At 42.0% G+C, this 17,975-nt stretch carries 12 protein-coding genes; 8 read left to right on the plus strand and 4 right to left on the minus strand.

Annotated elements, in window-relative coordinates; genetic code table 11:
* Positions 1-208: 208 nt before the first annotated feature.
* The 5 genes from FUT79_RS04530 (at position 209) to FUT79_RS04550 (ending at position 7,677) form a co-directional block, all read left to right on the plus strand.
* Entirely contained in the window at positions 209-601 is a 393-nt protein-coding gene (locus tag FUT79_RS04530; protein WP_002701075.1) for a single-stranded DNA-binding protein, read from the plus strand.
* 199 nt (positions 602-800) lie between these two features.
* On the plus strand, positions 801-2,246 hold the full coding sequence (locus FUT79_RS04535; protein WP_024752339.1) for a TldD/PmbA family protein: 1,446 nt from the start codon (positions 801-803) through the stop codon (positions 2,244-2,246).
* A complete protein-coding gene (locus FUT79_RS04540; RefSeq protein WP_024752340.1) occupies positions 2,243-3,577 on the plus strand; it encodes a TldD/PmbA family protein in 1,335 nt (444 codons plus the stop codon). The genes FUT79_RS04535 and FUT79_RS04540 overlap by 4 nt, the downstream gene beginning before the upstream one ends.
* Before the next feature lie 6 nt (positions 3,578-3,583).
* Positions 3,584-5,068, plus strand: a complete 1,485-nt coding sequence (gene rpoN / locus FUT79_RS04545) for an RNA polymerase factor sigma-54 (protein ID WP_024752341.1) — start codon at positions 3,584-3,586, stop codon at positions 5,066-5,068.
* Positions 5,069-5,541: 473 nt separating this feature from the next.
* Complete coding sequence (locus FUT79_RS04550; RefSeq protein ID WP_148889322.1) at positions 5,542-7,677, plus strand: methyl-accepting chemotaxis protein; 2,136 nt, start codon at positions 5,542-5,544, stop codon at positions 7,675-7,677.
* Positions 7,678-8,276: 599 nt separating this feature from the next.
* On the opposite strand, the gene FUT79_RS04555 is transcribed toward FUT79_RS04550, so the two are convergent.
* From FUT79_RS04555 to FUT79_RS04570, 4 genes are all read right to left on the minus strand, one after another.
* Positions 8,277-9,629 (minus strand): CCA tRNA nucleotidyltransferase, encoded by a 1,353-nt coding sequence (locus FUT79_RS04555; RefSeq protein ID WP_024752344.1) that lies wholly within the window; start codon positions 9,627-9,629, stop codon positions 8,277-8,279.
* Between the two features lie 108 nt (positions 9,630-9,737).
* Complete coding sequence (gene ispF / locus FUT79_RS04560; RefSeq protein ID WP_039943465.1) at positions 9,738-10,211, minus strand: 2-C-methyl-D-erythritol 2,4-cyclodiphosphate synthase; 474 nt, start codon at positions 10,209-10,211, stop codon at positions 9,738-9,740.
* Positions 10,211-10,906 (minus strand): IspD/TarI family cytidylyltransferase, encoded by a 696-nt coding sequence (locus tag FUT79_RS04565; RefSeq protein WP_002701103.1) that lies wholly within the window; start codon positions 10,904-10,906, stop codon positions 10,211-10,213. Before FUT79_RS04565 ends, ispF begins: the two co-directional genes overlap by 1 nt.
* A complete protein-coding gene (locus FUT79_RS04570; RefSeq protein ID WP_024752346.1) occupies positions 10,903-11,520 on the minus strand; it encodes a CarD family transcriptional regulator in 618 nt (205 codons plus the stop codon). The genes FUT79_RS04565 and FUT79_RS04570 overlap by 4 nt, the downstream gene beginning before the upstream one ends.
* 715 nt (positions 11,521-12,235) lie before the next feature.
* Here FUT79_RS04570 and FUT79_RS04580 point away from each other — a divergent pair.
* The 3 genes from FUT79_RS04580 to FUT79_RS04595 all read left to right on the plus strand — a co-directional run bounded on the left by FUT79_RS04580 (position 12,236) and on the right by FUT79_RS04595 (position 17,827).
* Complete coding sequence (locus tag FUT79_RS04580) at positions 12,236-13,837, plus strand: peptide chain release factor 3 (protein ID WP_002701106.1); 1,602 nt, start codon at positions 12,236-12,238, stop codon at positions 13,835-13,837.
* Positions 13,838-13,965: 128 nt separating this feature from the next.
* On the plus strand, positions 13,966-15,237 hold the full coding sequence (locus tag FUT79_RS04585; RefSeq protein ID WP_148889324.1) for a hypothetical protein: 1,272 nt from the start codon (positions 13,966-13,968) through the stop codon (positions 15,235-15,237).
* A 574-nt stretch (positions 15,238-15,811) separates the two neighbouring features.
* Complete coding sequence (locus FUT79_RS04595) at positions 15,812-17,827, plus strand: urocanate hydratase (protein WP_215905272.1); 2,016 nt, start codon at positions 15,812-15,814, stop codon at positions 17,825-17,827.
* The last annotated feature ends 148 nt before the right edge of the window (positions 17,828-17,975 follow it).

Genomic DNA, 17,975 nt, shown 5'->3' on the forward strand with positions numbered 1-17,975 from the left:
AAGTCGGATAAGAGAAAAATTTCAAACTGTAATGCCCATGAATGTATGATGTTTATTCTTCATGCGTACTCCCCAGATATGCGTGAATTTTTATTGACTATTTTTCTTAAATCTATGGCATTTTGATTTTTTGTTTCAATAATAGTATTTAAGAATAAAAGAAGTTCGGTACCGCCTTTTATTTTTAGATTTTATTTTTGGAGGATATATGAGTTCACTTAATTCGCTTATTATTGAAGGAAATGTTGTACGGGATCCTGTAGTAAAAACAAGTCCGAAAGGAACCGCTATTTGCAATTTTTCGATTGCCGCAAATCGTTATTATCGAACTAATGATAAAACTTCACAGGAAACATCATATTTCGATATTGAAACATGGGCAAAACTTGCCGAGCTTTGCGGAGAAAATTGTGTAAAAGGTTGCGGCGTGCGTGTGGTTGGAAGACTCAAGCAAGATCGATGGGTTGGCACGGACGGCAAAAATTACAGCAAGATAAAAGTAATTGCCGAACATGTTGAGTTTAAACCTCGGTTTAAAAATGCTGAGGTACCGCGACACGCGCAGGAAGAACTTTCGCCTGCAGAGGAGGTTACATTTTAACAGCCGGTTTCGGGCAAAACTACTTTTGCCCGAAACCGGCATGTATGATATTGAAAGCAGACTTACTGTTTTCCTATCGGCGTAAACAAAACCGTCATTCCGATAATTCAATTTATGCAGTGTAACTCTTGCGGGAGCGGATTTTTCAGGGTATACTTGCGATGAAAAATTTTATAACTGTTTTAACTCGGGAGGTTACATGAGAGAGGATTTATACCGGCTTTTGGCTGCGGCACACAAGGCTGCACCGCAAGCGGAGTGGATTGGCTTGCGCAGGCATAAAACATATATGGATTATTATGCAGCGGTTGACGGAAAGTTTTCCAATATGGCTTGCGATTCCGATGAAGGAATTATGGTTGAAGTTTTGTATAAGGGGCATTTCAGTTATGCCGCCACGCAGAATATGACCACGGAAGGAATTGCTGCGGCTGCGGCGCAAGCCTTTGCAAACGTAGAGCGGGCGGCGCCTTTTGGAATTTTTTCCTTTACCGATTCTGTGCGTCCGCCGACAAAAGCACGATACGCAAGTACAAGAAAGCAGTTAAGCGGCAAACCCGGAAATGAAGTTTTCGATACATTAATTAGTGCATGCGATGCATTACATATAAGCGATGAGATTATTCAAACCGCCGCCACGTTTGAAAAAGGTTTGTCTGAAATAGAAATTCTATCAACAAATGGGGCGGAAATTGCGCAAGCGTTATACTTTGGCGGGCTTAGTCTTGGAGCTGTCGGCCGCAGAGGGGACATTGTTCAGCAGCGCACGGCGAACGGGCCCCGCGGCAGAACATTTCAAGGCGGCTGGGAGTTATTTAATCCAGAACAAATATTGACGCAGGCAAAACAGGTGGGCGCTGAAGTTATTGAACTTTTGTCGGCGGAGCCTTGTCCGAATGATACGCGCACGCTGGTGCTTATGCCCGACCAGCTTATGCTGCAAATCCACGAAAGTATCGGGCATGCTTTGGAAATCGACCGCATTCTCGGAGACGAGCGGAATTTTGCCGGCGGAAGTTTTATCAAAATAGAAGATGTGGGCAATTTTCAGTACGGCTCAAAACTGATGAATGTGAGTTTTAATCCCGGCATTGCGCACGAGCTTGCAAGTTACGCCGCTGATGAAATCGGCAATATTGCGCAAAAAGAATACCTCATTAAGGACGGCATCTTAGTGCGGGCGCTCGGCAGTTTGGAAAGCCAACAGCGCTCAAAGCTGAAAGGCGTTGCAAATCAACGGGCAACTTCATGGAACAGACCGCCGATAGACCGAATGGCAAACATCAACCTTGAGCCGGGCACAAGCAGTTTTGAAGATATTATCTCTTCAATAGAAAAAGGAATTCTCATGCGTGCAAACCGATCATGGACAATCGATGATTACCGCAATAAATTTCAGTTCGGCTGCGAATACGGGCAGCTGATCGAAAACGGGAAGCTTACCAAAACTGTACGCGATCCGAATTACCGCGGCATTTCCCGCTATTTTTGGAACAACCTTTGTGCGGTTGGCGATGAAAGCACTTTTGACGTATTCGGCACGCCGAACTGCGGGAAGGGTGAACCGAATCAGGTTATTTTTGTCGGGCATGCAAGCCCCGTATGCGCATTTTCAAATGTTGAGGTTTTCGGAGGCGGTAAATGAAACATAATTTTAAACAACACTTTGAATCGATATCTTCCTTTATACTGAAAGAGTTGCAAAATGATGAAAAGGCATCAATCAGTTACCGTGCGGAACAAAGTTATTTTTTACGTTTTAATCAGGCGAAGGTGCGCCAAAACGGTTCGGTAGAACAAATACATGCCGGCGTAACCCTATGGAAAAATACAAAAACAATTTCTTTCGGTTTAGGGTTAAGCGGAGAGCTTTCTCAAGACTTTATTCTTATTGCGAAAGAGCTCGAAAAAGCAAGAATAACTGCAAGCCTTTTGCCCGATGACCCGTACCAATCTATTCCGACGGCAAACGAAAAATCAAACACAGTGTATGCGGGAAAGCTTTTGCCGACAGCTACAATAGAAAAAACCCTGCTTGATCCCGTGCGGGACCTAGATTTTGCGGGTTTGTTTTCTCAAGGAATAATTTGCCGCGGCTCGATGAACTGGGCAGGTGCCCATCATTGGTTTGAAACCGAAAACTTTTTGCTTGACTATTCGGTTTGGCTTCCGAACGGGCGGGCGGTAAAATCCGTATATTCCGGGCGCGAGTGGAGCGATGATGAATACAAAAAAAAGATTGCACAAGCGCGGGAAGGGCTTTCCGTCCTTTCATGCGAACCTAAAAAAATAGAGCCGGGACGATACCGCATGTTTATTACCGCTGATGCCCTCGTTGAAGTTGTTGATTTCTTTTCTTGGAACGGTTTTGGCGAGCGGTGCATGCAGCAAGGCGAAAGCGCGTATCTTGCGTTAAAAGAAAAACGGGAAAGCTTTGCCGACAGTTTTTCTCTGACGCAGGATTTTTCGCTCGGGCTTGAGCCTGCCTTTAACGAAGACGGAGAGCTTGCCCCCGAGCAATTGCCGATTGTGCAAAACGGTACATTGGTCAACACGCTTGTCAGCTCCCGCTCCGAAAAACAGTACGGGGTAAAATCAAACGGCGCTCCAAGCGGAGAATGGATGCGCTCAGTTGTGATCGGCGCAGGCGATTTATGCGAAGAGGACGCGCTAAAAGAATTAGGAACCGGTATTTATGTTTCCAACTTCCATTACCTCAACTGGAGCGACCCCGCCTTTGCCCGCGTTACCGGTATGACTCGATTTGCCTGCCTTTGGGTTGAAGACGGCAAGGTTGTTGCGCCCATCGCCGATATGCGCTGGGACGAATCACTGTATAATATGTTCGGTGCAAACCTTTTGGCAATTACAAAAGAGCGGCACATGTTTACGAACACCGCAACCTACGAAGAGCGAGCAGTGGGTGGCTGCCTTTTGCCGGGAATATTGGTAAAAGATTTTAACTGCACATTGTAATATAAGATGAAACAACGGCAGCGTTTAGTTCAGCAGCAGCGCCTTGTATTAAATCAGCAGCTGGTTCAAGGCTTTTCTCTAATTAAATTATCCGCAAACGATTTACGGGAGGAGGTACTTAAACAGGTAGAAAGCAACCCCGCCCTGACAATCGTTTCCGACCCTTTACGAAAAGAAGGCGAAACAGCCGCTGCCGAATCAATCAGAAAACTGCAAAACCAACCTTCCGTTTTGCGGTATACAAGCGAAGCGGAAGGAAAACTTGCAAGCGATAATTTTCAAAACTTTTTGGAAAACCGTGCGGAAGAACAACGGGAAACTATTCGAGACGTGCTTAACGAACAGCTTTTGTATCAAAAAAAAGATCCCGATATCCTTACAACCGCACGCATTCTTGTACAGGATTTAGACTTGCAAGGGTTTTTTATCCTCCCGCCCGAAAGATTTATTCAATCCGCTCCGGAAGAATTGAAAAGTGTTTTACAAAAAAACCTGACTGCCGCAATATCTTTGCTGCAAAAACTGGAACCGCAGGGCTGCGCGGTTTTCAATTTTAAAGAATCCCTTGCGGTGCAGGCGGAGCTGCGCTTTTCAGGCTTTTCCGATCCGCTCTATGACTACACCATTAGGCTTTTAAAAAATCACAGCGAGCTGCTTTTCTCTTCAGAAAAAGATTTACAACGCAAGCTTACTCCGAGCGTACTTTCAAAACGAATAAATGAAGCAAAGATTTTTCCCCGTCCGATAGACGCAGAAGATGCGGAAGATATTTTATCGCTTATTCAAGAACTTCACCCGTACCCTGGACGCAGTGTGCTGGAAGAACAGCCGCCCGAGTCCGACAGTTTTTTTGCACCCGATGTCATTGTCAAAAAAACGGACACCGGCTTCACGGCGGAAATTAACAACCAAACAATTCCCGTTATTGCAATACGGGAAGACTACGCAAAAAATCTTAGCGGTGCGCAAAACAAAAATAAGTCCGCCGCAAAAGAACAACTGCGGGACGCACAAACGCTGATCGATTTACTTGCATACCGGGATCAAACCTTATTAAAAATTACCGAAGCACTACTGAACTTCCAACAGGATTTTTTCCGATACGGCCCCGCAAAACACAGCCCTTTGCGAATGCTCGATGTTGCCGAAGCAGTCGGCATACATGTCTCCACCGTATCGCGGGCGGTAAATAACAAGTATCTGCAATATGAACATAAAAACTATCCGCTGCGATACTTTTTTTCAAGCAGACTCATGTCGGTAGCGGAAGCAAAATCGGGCATAAAAAAAACATACACTTCATCTCAATATTCAAAAGAGTCGGTAAAACATCGCATTAAAAAAATTGTGGAGCAATGGCGAAAAAACAACCCAAATAAAAAAATATCCGACCAAACTGTTTCGGACATACTTAAGCAAGAAGGCATCCAATGCGCCCGCCGCACCGTCAACAAATATCGAACAGAGCTGCGCACCGAACCCGCTTTCTAAAACCTCTTCGATTCAACATCAATTATAAAAATTTAAAAAGATTCCGACACGGCGCAAGGGCGAGACCTTGGAATTGCTATCTTTGGTTCGCCTACGAGTTTAAAAGCTTCAACTTTACAAAACAGTGTTGATGTTTTTAAACATCGTTTAGAATTGAGCAGCGGTGAGCAAACTTACCATAGTTTTAATTACCTGCCGTACCAAAACGAACTCTTTAAAAACTAATCGGTTTTTAGAGAGTCCTCTTATAATGTTTAAAATCGCAGAAGCACCCCGACAGGATTTTTCCCGTATTAAGTTGCTCTGTGATTTGTATCGATAATTACGCTTATGAAGGACTCTCACTTTAGATGCAGGACAGGCCATCATGTCTAAAAAATAAAAAAAATATAATATTTAGAAAAAAGATTATATTTACTTTTTTTAAATATAGTGTATAATTTATTGAAAGCCAATATAGGAGGAGCTTTTATATGACATCTACAATAGAATACACCCCATCAAGAAAATATATAGGAAATAAAAAACGATTTTCTATTCGCCGAAAACTTCTGATCGTTTTCGGAGTTCTTTCTGCCGGTTCTCTTTTTATGCTTAGTTTTTTAGCATTAAAGTTTGCACAAAAAGCCGTATCCGAAAAAATTGAAGACCATCTTATCGATAAAGCAAATGACACTGCCGAAATTATTGATAGCAGAATAAATGCTTTTTTCCAATTGCTTAATAGCATTGCCCGAGAGAAGGAATTAACCTCTGCATCATCAAGCGATGCGGAAAAACTGGAATATTTAGATTCCGAACTTGCATTGCATAATGAGTTAGTGCAATTAAATTTTTATAATACATACGGATTCCGATATACACGCGAGGGTAAGAAAATAACAGTCAGTGATCGTGATTGGTTTCAATCCGCTTTAAAAGGAAAGCCCTTTGCTTCCGAGCCGCTTATTTCCCGTTCACTCAATAAGCTTCTCATTATATTTGCAGTACCCGTATACAGCAACGGAAATATTGTCGGCGTGCTTAATTCAACTGTTGACGGGCTCTGGCTTTGCGATCAGATTGCTGACATCGTTGTAGGTAAAACAGGTGCCTGCTATATTGTAGGACTTAGTGGTACAACAATTGCCGCTGAGGAAACTGAAATTGTAAAAAAACAAGAAAACAGCAGAGAAAATGCAAAAACCGATCCGGAATTTGAATCAATAGCAATGCTTGAAAAAAAAGCGATGGAATCAAAAGAAAGTTCTGTTGATTATTTTCATTGGAAAGGAGAATGGGAAATTGCTTCCTTTGCTAAACTGAAAAGTACAGGTTGGACGGTTATTATATCTGCTCCTATTTACGAATTTATGGGAACAGTACAAAGACTCAGAATATCCCTCTATCTTACCGGTTTCATTATCTTAATTACAGCTCTTGTTGTCGTTTTTATTACCGCACACAGAATAGTAAAACCACTAACGGTTACTGTTAATGCGCTGCAAAACATTGCACAAGGAGATGGTGATTTAACGGTTAAACTTCCCGTTACAGGTAATGATGAAATAACAGATCTTTGTGACTACTTTAATAAAACAATTGAAAAGATAGGAACATCTGTTAAACAAGTCGCAGAAAATACAAATATTATGCAAGATATCGGCACTGAACTTTCCAGTAATATGACCGAAACAGCAAGTGCAGTACATCAAATCAGTGCTAACATCGATGGCGTAAAACAGCAAGCCCTCACGCAGGCTGCAAGTGTTACGGAAACAGCCGCAGCTATGGAAGAAATTATCCGCACAATAAAGCAACTTGATACAAATATTGAAACTCAAGCAACAAATGTTGCAGAATCTTCCTCGGCAATAGAACAAATGGTTGCAAATATAGACTCTATCACCCAAATGCTTGAAAAAGCAAACGCAACAATTCAAGAGCTGGCCTCTTCGACAGCAGACGGAAAAGACAAAGTTGCCGTTGCTATTAACATCATGCAAAAAATATCGGAAGAGTCAGGCGGGCTTATGGAAGCAAGCTCCGTTATTCAGCACATTGCAAGTCAAACAAACCTTTTAGCAATGAATGCGGCCATCGAAGCTGCTCACGCCGGCGAAGCGGGAAAAGGCTTTGCAGTTGTTGCAGACGAAATCCGAAAGCTTGCAGAAGATTCAAGCACACAAGGAAGAGCTATAACGACAACATTAAAAACACTTTCAGTAGAAATTGATGATCTTTCCTCGTCGGCACAAGCGGTAGGAGAAAAATTCAATGTAATTTTCGATTTATCCGGAGAAGTAAAAAATACGAGTAACCGTCTAATGGAGGCAATGCAAGAACAAGAACGCGGAAGCCGCGAAGTACTCATCGCAATAAAAGATATTAACAATATTACCGCAGAAGTTAATAGCGGCTCAACAGAAATGCGCAAAGGCGGAGAAGGTGTTGCAAAGGAAATGCAAAAACTGGATAGCCTGACACGGATTATCACGGACAGCATGAACGAAATGGCTTCGGGAGCAGTGCAAATCAGCAATGCGGTACAGGAAGTAAACGAAATTACACAAAAGAATAAGGAAAGCATTGAAAAATTAGCTAACGAGGTGCAAAAATTTAAGGTGTAGTAAAACTCATTGCTATGGTCTTTAACGTTGCAATTAATCACCGCATAGGTTTTGCGGAACAAAATCTATGCGGTTTTATGAACCCTGAATTGTCACGTTACACTAGTATAACATTTTTTTGATAACTCGATTATTTTTCTTAATGCATTTTATACAAATCCTAAAAAAATTTATAAAAAAGAGTTCGACACAACGGTTTAGTTTTTGACGTCCATATCAAAAACTAAACCACGAGTTTTAAAGCTTTGTAAACAATCTTGCTTTAAAACATCGTTTCTGTTTGGAACCATCGCCACGCCCTGATTTTTAGTATTCTTGATTAAATCAGTGCTGCGAGTTTAAAAACTCCTATTTATGTCGGTGTGGTAGTTTTTAAACATCGTTTTACATTGTTCTGAGTTCGACACGGCGCAACGGTGAGCAAACTTACCACAGTTTTAATTACCCGCCGTACCAAAAGTGAATACAAAGCAAAAGCAGCTGTAGCCACCACGCAAACTCGCTTTTGGCGCAGATTTCGCGCGCTGGATGTAAACCGTAGAGCCCGTCTCTTTCGTTATGCAAACGTAATTTGATTAAGTTTTTGCGTTGAGCGGTTTTTATTTGCAGTATTTTTGGCGGTATAAACCTTCCGCAATTTTAAGTAGGCTGTCTTTGGTGTTTTGCGCAGGGTCGTCAAGCACGGTTTGAAAGAGTTCTTGTAAAATAGCGCCGAGCATCGGACCTGCGGGAATGCCGAGTGCGATAAGTTCTTTGCCGTTGACTGCAAGATTTTTAATGCTTAAAGCGGAATCTTCTTTAAGGATCTTATCGATATGCGCAGTAAATTCCGCAAGATGAAAAGGTTGCACCTTTTGCCCGGCAAGCCCGAAGGTGTCCGCCTGCCGCAAATCAAAAAGGTCATCAATATGTTCTTTTCCTACCCGCACAATAAAACGGCGCACCGCCGCATCTGTCCAGTTCTCCTCATAATGAAACATATGATTGCCGATAAGGTGGTAAACCTGTTCAATAATTTTATTCGGATACCGCAATCGGCGCAAAATTTTTTCGGTAAGCTCAACTGAAACCGCTTCGTGCCGATAAAAAGTATAATCTCCGTGCGCTGTCTTTTTTCTCATTGCGGGTTTTCCGATATCATGAAAAAGTCCCGCAAGGCGAACTTGTAATTTTTCTTTCGGGCAAGCATCGCACACTAAAAGAGAATGTGTAAAAACGTCAAAACGGTGAAAACCTTTTTGCTCAACGCCGGCACATGCGCTCAACTCAGGAATAAATTCTTGTAATATTCCGCTTTCGTGCATAAGTCGAATAGCGACACTCGGCTTGTCGGTTTGAAGTATTTTACTGAATTCATCTTGAAAACGTTCAACGGAAATAATTTTAATTTTTGCAATGCTGAGCGGGATTGCTTTCAGTGTTTCGGGCTCTATCGAAAAATCAAGTTGTGCCGCAAAACGGATTGCCCGTATCGGGCGCAAACCGTCCTCGGAAAAACGCTCAAGCGGATTACCGACCGTTCGGATAATTTTTTTCCGCAGGTCTCGCATACCGTTAAAGAGGTCGGTTATGCGTCCTTCGGGGAGTTTAACTGCGAAGGCATTAATAGTAAAATCCCTGCGGGACAAATCTTCTTCAATGCTGCGCGCATAATGTACCGCATCGGGGTGCCGAGAATCCGTATAATCCGCTTCGGTGCGAAAGGTTGTACATTCGATGGACTTGCCCTTATATAGAATCGTTATCGTGCCGTGTTTAATGCCGGTGGGAATGGTATGCTTAAATAATTTTCGCACCTTTTCAGGCGATGCATCGGTTGCGAGATCCCAATCATGGGCTGCTTTTTTTAAAAGATAGTCCCGCACGGAGCCGCCAACCAAATACACTTGAAAGCCGGCGTTTGTGAACACTGCGGCTATTTCCGCTAAAAGAGGCGGTACCGGATACTGCATTTTATTCATAATTCTCTAAACGTTCCTCACTTTTGTGAATACATTTTTTAAAAATTTGCTTTTCGCTGACATGCTTTTTCGCCTCTTTCGGTAAAACAGGCGGTGTGTTTATTTTTTGAGCAGGGCTGTTACCAAAGCGGCAACCGCTTCGCTTGCACCAATCGCGCCGAGTCCTTCCGCAGTTTTTGCTTTCACAAATACGCAATCGGATTGTATTGTAAGTATATCCGCAATTGATTCTATGATTTTTTTTCTAAAGGGAAGAATTTTCGGTTTTTCAATCACAATAACGCAGTCGATGTTTTCAATCACCCAGCCTTCAGCAAGAATTTTTTGCCATGCAATTTGCAAAAGTTTTTTAGAGTCCGCATCTTTCCATTTATTGTCGGAGGGCGGAAAAAGCTCTCCGATGTCTCCGAGTGCAGCTGCTCCGAGCAAAGCGTCGGTTATGGCGTGCAATAAAACATCTCCGTCTGAATGCGCCTTTTCTCCTTTTTCAAAAGGAATATGAACTCCGCCAAGTAAGAGCTTTTTGCCTGCTTCCAATACATGCAAATCATAGCCAAGCCCGATTCGTATCATCAGTATCCTAAGTCCTCAGGGAAGGTAACTTTTTTATTTTCGCGCTCACCCTCACAGATATACACATCGCCTGCAAACAATGCATAAATCTCGCTGTCATCAGTATAAGCTTTATCATCTCCGGCGGCAGAGGCATGCGCTGCAAGTAATTTTAAAAAGGGAAACCCCTGCGGGGTTTGTACTGCTTTTATTGTTTTGCGCTCAAGGTGTTTAATAATTTTTCCTGTTTCATCAATTTCTTTTTGCGTGTCTATAACGGGAATTGCGGGAACGACTGCTCCAAGTTCGTGGGTTTTTTCTACGATTGTTTTGAGTAGCGCTTGAGAAATCCAAGGACGCGCGCCGTCATGCACAAAAACAAAGTCGGGGTTTTCGGCAGTTAATGCCTGTAATCCTTTGAATACGGATTCTTTTCGTGTGGCGCCGCCTTCGGCAAAGATAATTTTTAAAGCCTTGTTTTCAAAAAACGGCACTACCCGCAAATCTTTTTTTACCATTTGCTCCGCTTTTTCTTCGTCGCCTGAAGGAACGGTTATAAGAATAACTGAAAAAAGTTTTGATTGTGCAAACCGGAACACAACTTCCGACAGTACGGACTGTTCAGAATCGGATGAACTAAAAGGAAGATATTCTTTTTTCCCTATTTGCATGCGTTGAGATGTTCCCGCCGCAGTAATCAAAACCGCATCACTCATTCGTCGTCAAAATCCTCTTCATCATCGGCATCGAGACTATCAAAAGGGTCTTCGTCATCAAGATCATCATCAAAATCATCTTGAAGATTTTCTTCCGACAGTTCCGATTTTTCTTCCGAGAATTTCTCAAGATAGGTATGAATAAGGCTTTTTATTTCATTTTGCGGCAATCCCAATGCGGCGGAAATTTCATCTTCAAAAATTCTATATGCGGAATCATAAAGCTTTCGTTCTTGAATGGGAAGTTCTTTTATCTTGCTTCGATGATACAAAGATCGAACAATTGTCGCATTATCTAAAACTCCTCCGCTTTTAAATAAGTCAAGATTCATTTGATAGCGCATCTTCCAATCCAGTGGTCCCTGTTCTACTTCTTTTGAAAGAAAATCAAGGGCGCTTTCGGCATCTTTTTTGGATACAATGGTTCTGATGCCCAACTCTTCAGCTCGCATAACCGGCACCATCATGGTCATATCGGAATCTTCAAGATAAATTACGTAGTATTGCAGCATTTCTTCTTTAAACTCTTTTTTGCAAATTTCAGTAATTTCTCCTACACCCTGTCCGGGATACACAACCTTTTGATTTACGGCAAATGTAAATTTCTTACTCATATAGCTGCTATTATAACAGGATTTCTATTTTTAGTCAAAAGGATGGCAGTTTGTAGAAAAATTACACAAGGAATTTTCCATCGGAGCAAGGTGCTTTTGTTCATAAATTTTGCGTACAAAATCGTTGAGTTTCCCGCATCTTCATTGATAAACCCTTACGCATGATAAAAACAATCCGCCGGAAGAGTCCGCCTAGACAGCGCAAAACCGAACGTCCTCATCTCCGAAGTTGGCAACATCGGTTTAAAAGAAAAAAGCGAATTCATCAGCGAAAGACCGGGAGAACCAGTGTAAGCTTCAGATTCAAAGGACGGTAGCCCCCAGTATAACGTTTTGTAATTAACTTCCTGTTATACAAATCAGAGTAACAACAATAAGGGACTGCGGATTTAAGCATTCCTATGGTAAATTGCTCACCGTTGCGCCGTGTCGAACTCAGAACCGCCATGGACGACGGTGGTTCCAAACAGAAACGATGTTTTAAAGCATCAACACAAAACTGTAAAATTGAAGCTTTAAAACTCGTGGTTTAGTTTTTGACACGGACGTCAAAAACTAAACCGTGGCTCCTTTTTATAAAATTGTCTTGATTTGTATAAATGTATTAAAAACGGATCGACTTATCAAAAAAATGCTATACTTGTCCATTCGTATGCACTGATCAAAAGAAAAAACGGCTTGTACAATATTTAATATACGGATATTCTAAAGCGTTATGATTGATGCAAATACTTTAAAAAAAGAAACTGAAAAAAGACTTACCTTTGCAATTATTTCACACCCCGATGCGGGTAAAACAACAATTACCGAAAAGCTTTTATTATTCGGCGGGGCGATTCATACGGCGGGGGCGGTAAAAAGCAGTAAAAACACCAAGGCGACTACGTCTGATTTTATGAAAATGGAACAAGAGCGCGGAATTTCCATCAGTACTTCGGTTATGGGTTTTGATTACGGCGGCAGGCGGTTTAACTTGCTGGATACTCCGGGGCACGCCGATTTTTCGGAAGATACGTATCGCGGGCTTTCCGCGGTTGACAGCTCTTTGATGGTAATTGATTCGGTAAAGGGAGTTGAGGAGCGCACACGGCAGCTCTGTGCGGTGTGTAAGATGCGTAAAACGCCCATTGTTACTTTTGTGAACAAACTTGACCGAGAAGGCAAGGAGCCTATTGAGCTTTTAGATGAGATTGAAAAAGAGCTTGCAATTACGGTTACGCCGTTGACATGGCCGATAGGGCAGGGGAAAGATTTTAAAGGCGTGTACCATGTAGCGGATAAAACCTTACATCTTTTTAAAGGCGGGCAGACAAAATTACCGGTTGAAGTAATTGACATTCCTTCGATTATGTCCGATGAGCTTGACTCTTATGTGGGGTCGACTTTTGCCGCAAAACTGCGGGAAGAAGTGGAAATGATTTCTGCGGTATATCCGCCCTTTGAACTTGATTCGTATCTTGCGGGGACGGTAAGTCCGGTTTGTTTCGGCTCCGCATTAAACAACTTCGGCGTGGGAGAACTTTTAGACACGCTTATCAAAATAGCCCCTTCACCGTTGATAAAAGAAGCTGACACACGTGTAGTACATCCGGATGAAGAACAGTTTAGCGGGTTTGTGTTTAAGATTCATGCAAACATGAATCCGCGGCATCATGACCGCATTGCGTTTTTGCGCGTTTGCTCGGGAGTATTTGAGCGCAATAAATTATACAAACATGTGCGCAGCGGTAAAACATTCAGGTCATCAAATCCGACGGCGTTTATGTCTCAGGATAGGGAAATTATCGATCAGGCTTGGCCGGGGGATATTATCGGTTTGCACGATACCGGCAATCTTAAAATCGGCGATACCTTAACGGAGGGCGAAGATATTCAGTTTAAAGGTATTCCAAATTTCGCGCCGCAAATATTCAGAACTATTTTGAACGCAGACCCTTTAAAAGAAAAACAATTTCACAAAGGATTAAATCAGCTTGCGGAAGAGGGGGTTATTCAAATATTTACCAAACTGCACCAACCGAATGTGCGAATACTCGGTGTGGTAGGGCAATTGCAGCTTGAAGTGCTCCAATCCCGATTGGAAACCGAATACAATGCGGAGTGCCGCTACGAGCCGATTGATGTAAGCCTTGCCCGCTGGATAAACTGCGAAGACAAAAAAAAGCTCAAAGCATTTGTAACCGCAAACGAGCGTAAAATACTGCAAGACGTTGCGGGAAACTATGTGTTTATCACCGATTCCGCATGGGCTTTAAATCGCATCCAAGAGCTAAATAAAGAGATATCATTTTATATCACTTCCGAGATGAGAAATTGAATTTAATCATGCCTAACTATTTTTTACGTTTTGATTTTACAAAAAATATACTCGGTGTTAAATCCGTGTTTTTTATTTTCTGTCTCTTTTTTTTGTGTTGTGCGGAAATGTCGGTGTTCAGTAAAACAATGGGTAAAGATATTGCGTTGTTTAAACTGGGAGGTGAACAAAATGATCTGCCGCCGAAGATATCCGAGCAAATTGACAATGCGATACTGCAAACTTTTCAGAAGGTACCGGGCTTTCACGTTATTCCAATGCATCAGAAATTTTCCGCAATCAATCCCGAAACGTTTAACAGAGAAATCCTTAAAATAAAAGAGGAAAAATCTTCTCCGCTGGATGAGATACGCATGGGCGGGCAAACGTTTAAAAAAAGAGATTGGGAAGACCTGATAAAATCTTATATGGCTGTGGTGCCTTTTATTGCCGAGTGCAAACTGCTCAGCGAACAAACTGAAGATAAAGCAGCCTCTTTTACTGTTGTACTGAAAATACAGTTTTATCTTATTGGCGTGCAAAAAAATAAAACCATTGCATCATTTCAAATTGCGACAGAGGGCAGCGGCAGCAGCAGCGAAACTGCATTTTTTGATGCAGTTGAAATAATTCCTTTTTACCTTGAGAACATGGTGCGAGCACGGCTTGACCTTCGCTCAAAAACCGTTGCTGCAAAAATTGACGGAAGAACTGCTGTTCTGGAAACAAGCACAAATCTCAATATAAAAAAAGGAGATGAATATGCCGTTATTGAACGGGAACTAAAAAATGGAAGTTTAAGATCAAAAGAAACAGGATTATTATTAATTAAAGAGGTGCGGGAAGAAAACAGTCTTGCCGAAATTCTATATGCCTCGCCTTCGCTTGCTGAAGGCAGTGAGCTGAAAGCAATCTCCCGTTTGCCCATTGTTTTTAAACCGTTTTTTGAGTTAGCTATTCCAATTCCGTATAAAAAAGAGAAGGGCGCCGATTATTCAATCGGTTTGCAAATTATTCACTCACGCGGCTTTTATCGTGTTCGTCCAATGTACGGGGTTGCCTTTATTTTTCCCAAACGCAGCAAAGATGAAATTCCTGAAAAAACGGATAATGGTGAGACCGGCGTTATTGTTCCGATACAATTTTTTGCCGGTGCCGAGTTATACAACAGTTATTTCGGCAGAACAAAAATAACTCCGCAAGCTGCGGCATTTATTACTTTTAATCAGCAAGGAAAAGGCTTTCGGCATATTCGTACCGGTGAGCTCTGGCTCAAACTTGATGTGGATACAAGCTGGTTAGTAAGCAGAGATATGCTTTTCGGTTTTTCCGTAGGAGGGCGGGGGGCTTACCGTTTTGGAAATGAAAAACCGTTCAGCTTTTCGATTACTTTCCAATTAGGGCTTACATTTAAAATCTGAATCCGGTGATTTATAAACAGGACAAGAGTACGAAAAACTTATTTTGAAATTTATCTTGATTTACTGAAATTTAAAACAATGTACATCAAATTCTGATAGCGTTACGCTGTAATGTTCCGCAGCCTATACAATTGAAACAATACTTTCCGCCGGTATACCATTCTGTAATTAACTTGCAGTGATACTAATCGAAGTATCAACAGGTTGCTTTGCTGCTTCGGCATTCCGATGGTAAATTGCCACGGATGGCAAAACTCAGAACCGCCACGGACGGCGGTGGTTCTAAACAGAATCGATGTTTTAAAGCAAAGTAGTTTGCAAAGCTTTAAAACTCGCAGGTTTGGTTTTGACATGGACGTCAAAATGAAACCGTCGTGTCGGACTTTTTTCTATAAAATTTTCTACAATTCATATTAAATGAATTAAAGGATATATTCGAGTTATCAAAAAAAACGTTATATCAGCCGCTTATCTCAAAAATTCTTACATTTGACAAGGTTTTTTAAAATTTACAGCGTAGTGTTTACAATCAAAATTATGTGATTTATAATTGTTCATAGTGGAGGCATTAAACGTGATTAATAATAAAACGATTAAAAGCGCGATGAAGATACGCTTGGACTATCTTCCCGAAAAAAAGGAATTCCAGCCGGGAATTAGAAGGGCTCCCGATAGGGGTTTTCGGCTCACAAAGGAGCAAACAAAAATAGCGCTGCGAAATGCGCTGCGGTATATTCCGGAAGAATACCATGAACAGCTAATCCCCGAATTCTTGGAGGAGCTTACAACCCGAGGTAGAATTTACGGCTATCGATTTAGACCGGAAGGGCGAATCTACGGAAAGCCCATTGACGAATACAAGGGAAATTGCATTGAAGGAAAAGCTTTTCAGGTTATGATCGACAACAACCTTGATTTTGATGTAGCTCTTTATCCGTATGAATTGGTTACCTACGGCGAAACGGGATCGGTTTGCCATGACTGGATGCAGTATTGTCTTATTATGAAATACTTGGAAGTCTTGCACGACGATGAAACCCTTGTTGTTGAATCAGGGCATCCTTTAGGAATTTTTAAATCGAGGAAAAATGCGCCGCGCGTTATTATTACAAACGGCTTAATGGTCGGCTTATATGATAATCTTGAAGACTGGGAAATTGCCGAAGAAATGGGTGTTGCCAATTACGGGCAAATGACTGCAGGCGGCTGGATGTATATCGGTCCGCAGGGAATTGTGCACGGCACCTATAACACCATTTTAAATGCCGGCAGACTTAAGCTCGGCTTAAAAGAAAAAGATAACCTTGCCGGTAAGCTCTTTATTTCGTCAGGTTTAGGCGGAATGAGCGGTGCTCAAGGAAAGGCCGGCGACATTGCAGGAGCGGTTTCAATTATTGCCGAAGTTGATATTTCCAGAATCGAGACAAGGCTTGAGCAGGGCTGGATTAAAAAACTTTCCAAAACTCCGGAGGAAGCGGTAACACTTGCTCAAGATGCTCTTAAAAAGAAAGAAGCTTTGAGTATTGCTTTCCACGGAAACATTGTAGATCTTCTTGAGTATATAGAAGAAAACAATATTCATATTGATTTATTGTCGGATCAAACCTCTTGCCATAACGTATACAACGGCGGATATTGTCCTGTCGGAATAAGCTTTGAAGAGCGCACCCGTTTGCTTGCCGAAGATAAAAAAACTTTTGAAGCTCTGGTTGATAAAACTTTAAAGCGGCATTTTACGGTTATTAAAAAGTTAACCGAAAAGGGAACTTACTTTTTTGATTACGGCAATTCGTTTTTAAAAGCAATTTACGATTCGGGAGTTAAGGAAGTTTCCAAAAACGGCATCGACGATAAAGACGGTTTTATTTGGCCGAGTTATGTTGAAGATATTATGGGACCTCTTTTATTTGATTACGGATACGGTCCCTTTAGATGGGTTTGCTTAAGCGGTAAGGAAAGTGATCTTATTGCAACCGACCATGCAGCAATGGAATGTATCGATCCGAATAGAAGATACCAAGACCTTGATAATTACAACTGGATTAAAGAAGCAGAAAACAATAAACTCGTTGTAGGAACCCAGGCGCGAATTCTTTATCAAGATGCAAAGGGCAGAGTTAAAATCGCTCTTAAATTTAACGAGCTTGTCCGCGAGGGAAAAATCGGTCCTGTAATGATGGGACGAGACCATCACGATGTTTCCGGTACTGACTCTCCGTTTAGAGAAACCTCAAACATTAAAGACGGCTCAAATGTTATGGCGGATATGGCGGTGCAATGTTTTGCCGGCAATGCCGCTCGCGGAATGAGTCTTATCGCTTTGCATAACGGCGGCGGTGTTGGAATCGGGAAGTCAATCAACGGCGGCTTCGGGCTTGTCCTTGACGGCTCCGAGCGGGTTGATGAAATTATCAACCTCTCGCTTACTTGGGACGTAATGGGCGGAGTTGCCCGCCGCAACTGGGCTCGTAACGAACACGCTATAGAAGTTTCAATGGAGTTCAATGGCGATAATGAGTTTGGACATATCACCCTCCCGTACCTTGTCGATGATGCCTTAATTGAAAACGCTGTTAAAAATATAAAGTAATTTCGTTAAAAAGAAAGGCACCGCCCCTGAAGCGGTGCCTTTCTTTGGATCACTACTGTCCAAAATAATTTTATACGAACCTCCATTCTGCTTGTAAACTATGAGGTGGAGGCTTCGGGATTGGCACACTCAGTTTATAAAACTTTAA

Source organism: Treponema phagedenis (assembly GCF_008153345.1).
GTDB lineage: Bacteria > Spirochaetota > Spirochaetia > Treponematales > Treponemataceae > Treponema > Treponema phagedenis.

Bases quoted from the DNA above. Each gene is read 5' to 3' on its own strand.
- FUT79_RS04540 (WP_024752340.1), top strand. From the start codon at position 2,243: ATGAAACATAATTTTAAACAACACTTTGAATCGATATCTTCCTTTATA.
- FUT79_RS04555 (WP_024752344.1), bottom strand. From the start codon at position 9,629: ATGCAGTATCCGGTACCGCCTCTTTTAGCGGAAATAGCCGCAGTGTTC.
- ispF (WP_039943465.1), bottom strand. From the start codon at position 10,211: ATGATACGAATCGGGCTTGGCTATGATTTGCATGTATTGGAAGCAGGC.
- FUT79_RS04565 (WP_002701103.1), bottom strand. From the start codon at position 10,906: ATGAGTGATGCGGTTTTGATTACTGCGGCGGGAACATCTCAACGCATG.
- FUT79_RS04570 (WP_024752346.1), bottom strand. From the start codon at position 11,520: ATGAGTAAGAAATTTACATTTGCCGTAAATCAAAAGGTTGTGTATCCC.
- FUT79_RS04550 (WP_148889322.1), top strand. From the start codon at position 5,542: ATGACATCTACAATAGAATACACCCCATCAAGAAAATATATAGGAAAT.
- FUT79_RS04585 (WP_148889324.1), top strand. From the start codon at position 13,966: ATGGGTAAAGATATTGCGTTGTTTAAACTGGGAGGTGAACAAAATGAT.
- rpoN (WP_024752341.1), top strand. From the start codon at position 3,584: ATGAAACAACGGCAGCGTTTAGTTCAGCAGCAGCGCCTTGTATTAAAT.
- FUT79_RS04535 (WP_024752339.1), top strand. From the start codon at position 801: ATGAGAGAGGATTTATACCGGCTTTTGGCTGCGGCACACAAGGCTGCA.
- FUT79_RS04530 (WP_002701075.1), top strand. From the start codon at position 209: ATGAGTTCACTTAATTCGCTTATTATTGAAGGAAATGTTGTACGGGAT.
- FUT79_RS04580 (WP_002701106.1), top strand. From the start codon at position 12,236: ATGATTGATGCAAATACTTTAAAAAAAGAAACTGAAAAAAGACTTACC.